The organism is Pseudonocardia kujensis (assembly GCF_021283305.1).
Taxonomy (GTDB): Bacteria; Actinomycetota; Actinomycetes; order Mycobacteriales; family Pseudonocardiaceae; genus Pseudonocardia; species Pseudonocardia kujensis.
This window is the reverse complement of sequence record NZ_JAJSOK010000083.1, coordinates 20315-31275: the sequence shown is the minus strand read 5'-3', so window position 1 is coordinate 31275 and position 10961 is coordinate 20315. Positions and strand designations below refer to the sequence as shown.

Below are 10961 nucleotides of genomic sequence, written 5' to 3'. Positions count from 1 at the left end.
GAACAGCAGCATCAGCGGCAGCGAGGCACCCGCGTAGGCCAGCACGAGGGTGTTGACCGCAGACGACACGTGGTCCCGCCCGATCCGCATCCCGGCGGCGAACAGGGCACGGGCGCCCAGCGCCGGGTTCGCCGCCCGCAGCTCCCACACGGCGCTGGTCTGGGTGACCGTGACGTCGTCGAGCACACCGAGCGCACCGATCACGATCCCCGCGAGCAGCAGCCCCCGGGCGTCGACCGGTGCCCCGAGCGTGGCGATGAGGCTGGCGGTGGTGTCGTCGAGCCCGGTGAGCCGGGCCAGCGCCGAGAACACCGCGCTGAGCAGCGCGATCAGGCCGAGCGACGCCAGCGTGCCGAGCACGGCCGTGGACGTCCGGGCGGAGAGGCCGTGGGTGAGGTACAGGACCACGAACATGATCAGGCAGGCGCCGACCACCGCCACCCACACCGGGCTCGCCCCGCCCAGGATCGCCGGCAGCACGAACAGCACCAGCACGACGAGGCTCATCCCGAGTGCCACGAGCGCCGCGAGCCCGCGCCACCGGCCCAGCAGGAGCACGGCCAGCGCGAACGCGACCGTCAGGGCGACCAGCGGGCCGGAGCGCTGGAAGTCGACGACCTGGTAGGAGCCGGGGTCGGTCGCCGCACCGCCCGACCAGGCCACCCGGACCCGGTCCCCGACGGCGAACCGCGGCGTCGACGGCTCGACCGGGACGACCTGCACGAGGTCGCGGCCGGGCAGCGGGCCGCCGTCCATCCGCAGCGTCAGGCCCGCGCAGCCGCCGTCGCCCGAGCCGGGGGAGCTGTCGGCGGCCTGAGCGGCGACCACCTCGGCGTCGAAGACCTGCTGGACGGGCTGGGTGCCGGTGGGCAGCGGGCCGCTCGGCCACAGCAGCACCAGCCCGACGAGCGTGGCCAGCGCGCACGGCACGAGCAGCCCGACCAGCAGCAGCCGGACGCGCCGGCTCGCGGGGGACGCAGGCCCGTGCCCGTGCCCGTGCCCGTGCCCGTGGCCGTGCCCATGGCGGACCGGCTGCGCGCCGCCCGGTTCGGGTGGTGCGGAGGCCGCCGGAGCCGGTCCGGCCCGCACGGGCGCGAGCGGGGTGGTGCGCTCCGCGTCCGTCTCGGGCGGGATCCGGGCAGTGGACCGGTGCGGGGCCCGGCCCGGGGTCCGGCGCGGGGTCCGGGCGGTGTGCCCGGCGGCTCCCGCGGCGGTGTCCCGGCCGGTGTCCCGGCCGGCGTCCTGGCCGGTTTCCTGATCGGTGGCCCGGGCGGGCGCACGGTGCCGCCCGCTGTCGGACGACGGGTCGGACCGGGCCACCCCGGCATCCTCGCCCGTCGGCGCCGGGGCCCGGGCACCGCCCTCCCTACACGAACACCGAGACCAGCAGCACGAGCAGCAGGCCGACCACCGAGATGATGGTCTCCATCACCGACCAGCTCTTGATCGTCTGCCCGACCGTGAGCCCGAAGTACTCCTTGACCAGCCAGAACCCGGCGTCGTTGACGTGCGAGAAGAAGAGCGATCCCGCCCCGACGGCCAGGGCGAGCAGCGCCACGGTCGCCTGCGACAACCCGGCCGCCAGGGGCGCGACGATGCCGGCCGCGGTGATGGTGGCGACCGTGGCCGAGCCCGTCGCCACCCGGATCGCGACGGCGACCAGCCAGCCCAGGATCAGCGGCGAGAGCGACGCCGCGGCCGCCCACTGCCCGATCAGGGTGCCGAGTCCGGCGTCGACCAGGGTCTGCTTGAACCCGCCGCCCGCGGCGACGATCAGCAGGATCCCGGCGATGGCGGGCAGCGCGCCGCCGACCGAGTCGGTCAGCCCCCGCCGGCTCATCCCGGAGGGCACGCCGAGCGCGAGCATCGCGACCACGACCCCCACGAGGAGGGCCACGATCGGCTCGCCGATGACCTCCAGCGCGGACCGCACGGGGTTGCCGTCGGGCAGCGTCACCTCGGCGATCGCGCGGATCAGCATGAGGACCACGGGCGTGAGCATCACCGCGACCGCGGCCCCCACGCGCACCTGCCGCCCCGTCCGCTCGGCCGCCGCGACCCGGCCCGCGCCCGTTCCGGTCGGCCCGCCCGGGCCGGAGCGCTCGCCGTCGTCCCGGGTGCCGCCGGCGTTCCCGGCCACCGCCGCGGCCTCGCCCTGCGAGGGCGGGGAGAGCGGGACCCAGCGCGAGGCGAGCCGCCCGAACAGCGGGCCCGCGACGATCACGGTGGGGATCGCGACGATGAGCCCGAACAGCAGCGTCAGCCCGAGGTCGGCCTTGAGGGCGTCGATCGCGACGAGCGGGCCGGGGTGCGGCGGGACGAGCCCGTGCAGGACCGAGAGGCCGGCCAGTGCCGGGATGCCGATCCGGATCACCGAGCTGCGGGTGCGCGCGGCCACCAGCACCACGACCGGGACCAGCAGCACCACGCCGACCTCGAAGAACAGCGGGATGCCGATCAACGCGGCCACGCCGGCGAGCGCCCACGGCATGCCGCGCGGCCCGACCCGCCGGGTCACGGCCTCGACCACCCGGTCCGCGCCGCCGGTGTCCCGCAGCAGGCCGCCGATCATGGCGCCCAACGCGATCAGCACGCCGACGGAACCGACGGTGGAGCCCACGCCGTTGGTGAAGCTCTTGATCGTCTTCTCCGGGCCCAGCCCGCCCACGATGCCGAGCACCGCGGCGCCGGCGATGAGGGCGAGGAACGGGTGCACGTGCAGCCACGTGATCAGCAGGACGATCACCGCGATGCCGAGGAGGGCGGCGACCACCAGCTGCGTGGCGCCGACGGCAGGGGCGGTCTGCTGGCTCTGGGCCAGGACGACGGCGAGCGGGGTCATGAGGCACCTCCGGCGGGGGTCAGCTCGGCGAGCACGCGGTCGACGACGGCGTCGGGATCGCCCTCGCCGCTCACCGCGATGCCCGGCTCACCGGGTTCCAGCGGTTCGAGCGTGTCGAGCTGGCTGTCCAGCAGCGAGGGCGGCATGTAGTGGCCCTGGCGGACGGCCAGCCGCGACGCGAGCGCGTCGGTCGACGCCTGCAGGTGCACGAACCGGACGGACGGGTGCCCGTCGACGAGCACGTCCCGGTACCGGCGGCGCAACGCCGAGCAGGTGACGACGGCGTCGCGGCCCGCGGCCTCCTGCTCCCCGATCCAGTCGGCCACCCGGCGCAGCCACGGCCACCGGTCCTCGTCGGTCAGCGGGTGGCCGGCGGCCATCTTCCGCCGGTTCTCCTCGGGGTGCAGGTCGTCGCCCTCGGCGAACGCCCAGCCGGTCCGCCGCACGAGCTCCTCCGCGACCGTGGACTTGCCGGCCCCCGACACCCCCATCACGACGAGCGTCGTCGTCTTCCCCGTCATGAGGGCAGCCTCGCGGACGGCGGCGGATCCTGCCGGATGGGCGGGGAACTTGCGGCGGGCTCGAACGTGTGTTCGACTTGACGGATGCGATGGAGCGGGCAGCAGGTGCTGACGGACGGCGTGGGCGAGGCGGCGGCCCTCCCGGGCCTGCGGGGCCTGCTGCGCTCGGTGCGCACGCCGGAGTTCGCCGGCACGGTGTTCCACGAGGTGGAGGCGAAGTCGGCGCTGAACCGGGTGCCGGGGAGCTCGCCGATGCCGTTCCGCTGGACCGTGAACCCGTACCGCGGCTGCTCGCACGCCTGCGTCTACTGCTTCGCGCGCAACACCCACACCTACCTCGACCTCGACGCGGGGGCGGACTTCGACTCCCAGATCGTCGTGAAGGTGAACGTCGGGCGGGTCCTGGCGCGCGAGCTGGCCCGCCCGCGGTGGGCCCGCGAGCCGGTGGCGATGGGCACCAACACCGACCCGTACCAGCGCGCCGAGGGCCGGTACCGGCTGATGCCGGAGGTCATCCGGGCGCTCGCGGCCTCGGGCACACCCTTCTCGATCCTCACCAAGGGCACCGTGCTCGGCCGCGACCTGCCCGATCTCGCCGCCGCGGCGCGTGAGGTGCCGGTCGGTCTCGGGGTCTCGCTCGCGCTCGCCGACCGGGCGCTGCAGTCCCGGCTCGAGCCCGGCACGCCGTCGCCGCCTGCCCGGCTCGACCTGGTGAAGCGGATCACCGACGCCGGGCTGGACTGCGGCGTGATGGTCGCGCCCGTGCTCCCGCTGCTCACCGACTCCGCCGAGGCGCTCGATGCCCTGCTGGAGCGCCTCCGGGCGGCCGGCGCCTCCGGGGTGAGCGTGCTGGCCCTGCACCTGCGGCCGGGGACTCGGGAGTGGTTCATGGGTTGGCTCGCACGGGAGTACCCGGCATTGGTGCCGGCCTACGAGCGGCTCTACCGGCGCGGGGCATACGTGGATCCGGACTACCGGCGGGCCCTGGCCGAGCGGGTCCGCCCGCTGCTGCGCCGGCACGGGCTGGACCGCACCTCGGGGGTGCAGCGCACCTCGACGGGCACCGGGGGGTTCCCGGCCTCGGGCGTGGCGGACCAGGCCCCGCCCGCCGAGCACCTCGCGGCCCCGGTCGTCGAGCAGCTCACCCTGCTCTGATCGGCGGGGAGGGGACCCGCTGCCCGGGAGCGCCGTCCGTGCGCCGGCGCGGAAACCTGGTGGAACGGCGCCCGGTGTGGGCGGATAGCCTTGCCGACCGTGATGCGAACCCACCCCGTCGGCACCCTGCGTGCCGAGCACGCCGGCCAGACCGTGACCCTCGCCGGATGGGTGGCCCGTCGCCGCGATCACGGCGGCGTGATCTTCGTCGACCTGCGGGACAGCTCGGGCACGGCCCAGATCGTGTTCCGCGAGGGCGAGATGGCCGAGCGCGCGCACCGGCTGCGCTCCGAGTTCTGCCTGCAGGTGACCGGCGAGGTGGTCGCGCGGCCGGCGGGCAATGAGAACCCCGAGCTGCCCACCGGCGCCATCGAGGTCACGGTCACCGACCTCGTCGTGCTCTCCGAGTCCGCGCCGCTGCCCTTCCCGATCGACGAGCACACCGGCGTCGGCGAGGAGGTCCGGCTCAAGTACCGCTACCTCGACCTGCGCCGCCCGGAGCCGGCCGCGGCGATCAAGCTGCGCAGCGCCGTGAACAAGGCCGCGCGCACCGTGCTCGACGGGCACGACTTCGTCGAGATCGAGACGCCCACGCTGACCCGCTCCACGCCCGAGGGCGCCCGGGACTTCCTCGTGCCGGCGCGGCTCAAGCCCGGCTCCTGGTACGCGCTGCCGCAGAGCCCGCAGCTGTTCAAGCAGCTGCTCATGGTCGCGGGCATGGAGCGCTACTACCAGATCGCGCGCTGCTACCGGGACGAGGACTTCCGCGCCGACCGGCAGCCCGAGTTCACCCAGCTCGACATCGAGATGAGCTTCGTCGAGCAGGACGACGTCATCGCCCTGTCCGAGGAGATCCTCGCCGCCCTGTGGGGGCTGATCGGCCACGAGCTCCCGCGTCCGATCCGGCGGATCAGCTACGCCGAGGCCATGAGCCGCTACGGCTCGGACAAGCCGGACCTGCGCTTCGACATCGAGCTCACCGAGCTCACCGAGTACTTCGCCAACACCGGCTTCCGGGTGTTCCAGAACCCGTACGTCGGCGCGGTCGTCATGCCGGGCGGGGCGTCCCAGCCCCGCAAGCAGCTCGACGCCTGGCAGGAGTGGGCCAAGCAGCGCGGCGCCCGCGGCCTCGCGTACGTGCTGGTCGACGAGGACGGGACCGTGTCGGAGAAGGGCCCGGTCACCAAGAACCTGTCGGAGGAGGAGCGCGAGGGGCTGCCGGCCGCCGTCGGTGCGGAGCCCGGCGACTGCATCTTCTTCGCCGCCGGCCGGCCGAACGAGGCCCGCGCCCTGCTCGGCGCCGCTCGCGGCGAGATCGCCCGGCGCACCGGACAGCTGGACGAGAGCGCCTGGTCCTTCGTCTGGGTCGTCGACTTCCCCCTGTTCGAGGCGGCCGACGAGACGGACGACGTGGCCGTCGGGCACGGCAAGTGGACGGCCCTGCACCACGCCTTCACCTCGCCGACCCCGGACTGGATCGACAAGTTCGAGTCCGACCCGGGCAACGCGCTGGCCTACGCCTACGACATCGTCTGCAACGGCAACGAGATCGGTGGCGGCTCCATCCGTATCCACCGGGCGGACGTCCAGAAGCGGGTCTTCGAGATCATGGGCCTGTCCGAGGAGGAGGCGCAGGAGAAGTTCGGCTTCCTGCTCGACGCCTTCGCCTACGGCCCGCCCCCGCACGGCGGCATCGCGTTCGGCTGGGACCGGATCACCGCGCTGCTCGCCGGGGAGGACTCGATCCGCGAGGTCATCGCCTTCCCGAAGACCGGCGGCGGCTACGACCCGCTCACCGCGGCGCCCGCCCCGATCACCCCGGAGCAGCGCAAGGAGGCCGGGGTCGACGCCGTGCCGCCGAAGCCGGCGGCACCCGCCGGCGCGCAGGCCGACGTGAAGGCCGCGGAGAAGGACGCGGAGAAGGACACGGAGGGCGGCGGGGCCTGAGCCCGGCGCCTCGTGGCGCGACGCTCCCGGCGGCGCAGGGACGCCGGCCGGGCGCTGTCGTCGGGGTAGGGTCGACGGTGATGTCACGTGACCTGGCCGACTTCCCCAGGCCCGTGCTCACCGCGTTGGCCGCGGCGGAACGCCTGCTCACCCGGCGTGCCGGGGCCACCGTGGTCCTCGCGGACCCCGAGGACCTCGGTGGCAGCGAACGGTCGGTGGTGGCGCGTGCCCGGGTGGCGCGCAACCCCTTCTCGCTGCCGCGCACCCTCGTGGTGAAGCAGTACGTCGGCGAGCCCGACGTGAACCGGCCGGACCCGTTCCACTTCGAGGTCGCGAGCTGCCAGCTGTTCACCGCGCTCCCGGCCGACGCCCGGCCCAGCCCGGTGCTCATCGCGCACGACCCGGGGGCCCGGTTGCTGGTGCTGGAGGACCTGGGCCGCAGCTCCACCCTGGCCGACATGCTGTTCGCGCCCGATCCCGTTGCCGCGCAGCGGTGCCTGCTGAGCTGGGCGCGGGCGCTCGGGCGCATGCAGGCGGCCACCGCCGGCCGGGAGAACGACTTCGGCGCGCTGCTGCGTCGGCTGGGGGAGAAGGCGCGGCGGGACCCGGGGGCCGACGAGGCGCGCGCGGCCTTCGCGGGGGTGCCCGAGCTGGTCGCCGGGGTGCTGGGCGTGACGGTGAGCGCGGCCGCCGAGACGGAGGCGCGGGAGACCGCGCGGCTGCTGGGCGGGACCCGTTACCGGGCGTTCAGCCCGTCGGACACCTGCCCGGACAACAACCTCGTGACCAGCCGCGGGGTCCGGTTCGTCGACTTCGAGTGGGGCTGCTTCCGCGACGTCGCGCTCGACGCCGCCTACTTCCGGGTGCCGTTCCCGGCCTGCGAGTCGAGCTTCGCGCTGCCCGACGGGATGGCCGACGCGATGCTCGAGGCCTGGCGCAACGAGATCGCCACGGTGTGGCCGGACCTCGACGACCCGGCGCTGCTGCGGGCCCGCCTGCTCGACGCCCAGCTGCTGTGGGTCTGGCTGTGCACCTGGTGGCTGCTGCCGCGGGTCGTGGCCGGCGAGACGCGGATCGGGATCGACCCCGGCCGGTCCCCCCGGATCAGTGCCGCGCTGGCGGACTACTGGCGGCGCCTCGCGGGCGCCGCCGCGGAGGGCGGGCGGCCGGCCACCGTCGACCTGGCCGACGAGATGGCCACGGCCCTGCAGCGCCGGTTCGACGACCCTTCGGACAACGGCGCCGGGCGGCTCCCGCTCTACCCCGCCTTCCGCAGCCTGGTCTGAGGGCCCGAAAGGGTCGCAGTACGGATCCACAACGCGTCTGAGGGTGGGGTTCGGGCGCAGTATGGATCCATAGCGCGTCTGAGGGTGGGGTTCGGGCGCAGTACGGATCCATGACGTGCGTCCGCCGGTGGGAGTTCGCGAAGCCGTCGGCGACGCGTCACCACCCGCACACCGCCGCGGAGCCTTGCGACCCGATCATGCGCTCGTGTCCGTGCAGAGCGTGCGTCCCTTCCGTGCCCTCCCGACGACCACTTCCGCCGGTTCGAGCCGCCCCGTCACGACCCTGGCCACCCTCGGGGACTCGACGGCCGTCGGGCTGGGGGACCCGCTGCCCGGCGGCGGCTGGCGAGGGTTTCCCGTCCTGCTCCGCGACGCCCTCGGCCCCGGCACCCGGCTGCTCAACCCCGCCCGCACCGGCGCCCGGATGGCCGACGTCCGCGGCCCCCAGCTCGCCGCGGTCCTGCCCGCGCGGCCCGAGGCCGCGGTGATCTGCGCGGGGATGAACGACACCCTGCGCTCGGACTTCGACCCGGCCGGCATCCACGCCGACCTCACCGCGACCCTGGCCGAGCTCGCCGCCGCCGGCACCTTCCCGCTGGTCCTGCGCTACCACGACCACACCCGCGTCTTCCGGCTGCCCGGGCGGCTGCGGGACGCGTTGCGCACCCGGGTGACCGCCCTGAACACGGCGATCGACGGGGCGATCGCGGGTGCGGACGCTCCCGGTGTGGGGGTGCTGGACCTGCACCTGCTTCCCGGCGGCTACGAGCGCGCGGCCTGGAGCGTGGACCGGCTGCACCCCTCGGAGCTGGGGCACCGGCTGCTGGCCCGGGCGGCGGGCGAGCTGCTCGCGAGCTCGGGCTTCGCGGTGCCCGCGCCCGTGCCGATCGCCTGCGGCGGCGGGCGCGAGATCACCGCGTTCCACCGGGCCGCGTGGATCGTGGTGCGCGGCACGCCCTGGCTGGTGCGCCGCGGCCGCGACCTCGGCCCGGTGATCCTGCACGGCCTGCTCACGGGCGGACGGGCGCGGGCCGCCTGACCGTGCCGTCCGACCACCCGGCCGGGAGGTCCTCGGAGGCTGCTGAACAACCCCGCCCTACTGCGCAACGCCCAGGCGGCGCCCGCGCAGCGTTGTCGGCCTTGCGAAGACGCCCGGTATGAGCTGCGGCCTCCGCCTTGCGCGGACACCACCTGGACGCCGCTCGCAACGACCGGGGTTGTTCAGCAGCCTCCTAGCCTAGGCGGAGCGGGGGAGCGCGGCGGGTCGCACCGGCTGCCCCGTCTCGATCTCGAACAGGTGGGCGCGGGTGCAGGGCCCGCAGACCCAGCTGGTGACGCCGTCGACGTGGTGGCTGCTCCAGGCCAGGCCCCGGACGTCGTTCGCGGTCCGGGGGCCGGCGCAGAGCGTGCAGGAGTGGGTCGGGCGGGCGGGGACAGGAGTGCCGTCGTCCATGCCCCCGAAGGATGGACCGGTCGCGTTGCCGCGCTGTGAACGCCACGCCGCAGAGTGTTGCGATCCGGCGACGGTTGTGATCGCGCGACGGCTACCGCAGCGAGCCGAGGAACCGGTCGATGCGTACGAGCGCCTCCTCCAGCTGCGGCAAGGCCGTCGCGTAGGAGCACCGGATGTGTCCCTCGCCGGAGGGCCCGAACACGTTGCCGGGCACCACGGCCACGCTCTCCTCGTGGAGGAGCCGCTCGGCGAAGGTCTCCGAGTCCAGACCCGACGACCGGATGGACGGGAAGGCGTAGAACGCGCCGCCCGGCTCGGGGCACTCCAGCCCGATCTCGCGCAGGCCCTTCACGAACACCCGGCGGCGCCGGTCGTAGTCGGCGACCATCTCCCGGACGTCGCCGTCGGCCTCCTTGAGCGCCTCCACCGCGGCGATCTGCGAGACGTGCGGGGCGCACAGCATCGTGTACTGGTGCACGCGCACGCACAGCTCGGCCACGGCCTGCGGCGCGCAGATCCACCCGACGCGCCACCCCGTCATCGCCTGCGCCTTGGAGAACCCGCCGAGCACCACGGTCCGCTCCCGCGCCCCGGGCACCGCGCCCAGGCAGACGTGGGTGTCGTCGTAGGTCAGCCGGTCGTAGATCTCGTCGGAGATCAGGTAGAGGTCGTGCTTCTCGGCCAGCCGGACCAGACCCTCGAGCGCGGCCCGCGGCTGCACCGCACCCGTCGGGTTCGCGGGCGAGCCGATGAGGATCGCCTTGGTGCGCGGGGTGATCGCGGCCTCGACGGTGGCGGGGTCGATCGCGAAGTCCGCCTCCCACCGCGTGGCCACCCGCACCGGGGTGCCGCCCGCGAAGGACACGCACGGTTCGTAGGCGACGTAGCAGGGCTCCGGCACGACCACCTCGTCGCCGGGGTTGAGCAGCACCCGAAGCGCCAGGTCCAGCCCCTCGGACACCCCGGTGGTGATCAGACATTCGGTGTCCCAGGCGTACTGCGCGGCGTACCGCTTCTCCAGCTCCCCGCAGATCAGTCGGCGCAGCTCCGGCAGGCCCGCGTTGGAGGTGTAGGTGGTGTAGCCGTGCTCGAGGGCGTAGATGCCGGCCTCGCGGATCCGCCACGGCGTGACGAAGTCCGGCTCGCCCACGCCGAGGGAGATCACGTCGTCCATCTCGGCGGCGATGTCGAAGAAGCGCCGGATGCCCGACGGCGGACAGGAGGCGATGACGTCGTTGAGCGGCTTCATCGGGCGCTCCTCACGGGGTCACGCGGAGCCGGTGGTCGGGCTCGGGCTCGAAGAAGGTGTCGCCGTCGCGCTTGTGCGTGTGCAGCACGAAGTGCGTGGCGGTCGCCGTGACCCGGTCGATGGTGGAGAGCTTGCGGCTCACGAAGTCGCTGACCGCCCGGATGTTCGACCCGACGACGGTGCACCGCAGGTCGTGTCCGCCGGACACCAGGTAGCAGCTGCGCACCTCGTCGAACCGCGAGATCCGCTCGGCGACGTCGTCGAAGCCGACCCCCCGCGCCGGCGCGACCGCGACGTCGATGAACGCTGTGACCTCGGTGGCCTCCGCACCGTCGACCTTCTCCCAGTCGACGACCGCCTTGTACCGGCGGATGACACCGGCCTCCTCCCACGCCGCGATCTGGGCCGACACCTCGGCGACGGGCCGACCGGTCATGGTGGCCAGGGTGTCGTGGCTCAGCGACGCGTCCCGCTCCAGCAGCTCCAGGATCTCGCGCACGATCCCCGA

General features: G+C 74.4%; 10 protein-coding genes. 4 read left to right on the top strand and 6 right to left on the bottom strand.

Features of this window, described 5'->3' with window-relative positions:
• From LWC35_RS34410 to LWC35_RS34400, 3 genes are all read right to left on the bottom strand, one after another.
• Positions 1-1320, bottom strand: a 1320-nt coding sequence (locus LWC35_RS34410) for a YibE/F family protein (protein WP_232874680.1), incomplete at its 3' end; no start/stop codon positions are given.
• Positions 1321-1366: 46 nt separating this feature from the next.
• Entirely contained in the window at positions 1367-2842 is a 1476-nt protein-coding gene (locus tag LWC35_RS34405) for a GntT/GntP/DsdX family permease (RefSeq protein ID WP_232874679.1), read from the bottom strand.
• Positions 2839-3363 (bottom strand): gluconokinase, encoded by a 525-nt coding sequence (locus LWC35_RS34400; protein ID WP_232874678.1) that lies wholly within the window; start codon positions 3361-3363, stop codon positions 2839-2841. The genes LWC35_RS34405 and LWC35_RS34400 overlap by 4 nt, the downstream gene beginning before the upstream one ends.
• 84 nt (positions 3364-3447) lie before the next feature.
• Here LWC35_RS34400 and LWC35_RS34395 point away from each other — a divergent pair, with 84 nt between their 5' ends.
• The 4 genes from LWC35_RS34395 (at position 3448) to LWC35_RS34380 (ending at position 8790) form a co-directional block, all read left to right on the top strand.
• A complete protein-coding gene (locus tag LWC35_RS34395) occupies positions 3448-4518 on the top strand; it encodes an Rv2578c family radical SAM protein (protein ID WP_232874677.1) in 1071 nt (356 codons plus the stop codon).
• 99 nt (positions 4519-4617) lie between these two features.
• Positions 4618-6465, top strand: a complete 1848-nt coding sequence (aspS, locus tag LWC35_RS34390; protein WP_232874676.1) for an aspartate--tRNA ligase — start codon at positions 4618-4620, stop codon at positions 6463-6465.
• An 80-nt stretch (positions 6466-6545) separates the two neighbouring features.
• The gene (locus LWC35_RS34385) at positions 6546-7751 is read left to right on the top strand and encodes a hypothetical protein (RefSeq protein WP_232874675.1); all 1206 of its coding nucleotides are present in this window, start codon (positions 6546-6548) and stop codon (positions 7749-7751) included.
• 205 nt (positions 7752-7956) lie between these two features.
• A complete protein-coding gene (locus LWC35_RS34380) occupies positions 7957-8790 on the top strand; it encodes a GDSL-type esterase/lipase family protein (RefSeq protein WP_232874674.1) in 834 nt (277 codons plus the stop codon).
• Positions 8791-8988: 198 nt separating this feature from the next.
• Here LWC35_RS34380 and LWC35_RS34375 read toward each other — a convergent pair whose 3' ends face one another.
• The 3 genes from LWC35_RS34375 to LWC35_RS34365 form a co-directional block, all read right to left on the bottom strand.
• The gene (locus LWC35_RS34375; protein ID WP_232874673.1) at positions 8989-9204 is read right to left on the bottom strand and encodes a hypothetical protein; all 216 of its coding nucleotides are present in this window, start codon (positions 9202-9204) and stop codon (positions 8989-8991) included.
• Between the two features lie 91 nt (positions 9205-9295).
• Positions 9296-10453: an aminotransferase class I/II-fold pyridoxal phosphate-dependent enzyme gene (locus tag LWC35_RS34370; protein WP_232874672.1), complete on the bottom strand. Its 1158-nt coding sequence runs from the start codon at positions 10451-10453 to the stop codon at positions 9296-9298.
• Between the two features lie 10 nt (positions 10454-10463).
• On the bottom strand, positions 10464-10952 hold the full coding sequence (locus LWC35_RS34365) for an Lrp/AsnC family transcriptional regulator (RefSeq protein ID WP_232874671.1): 489 nt from the start codon (positions 10950-10952) through the stop codon (positions 10464-10466).
• Between the last annotated feature and the right edge of the window lie 9 nt (positions 10953-10961).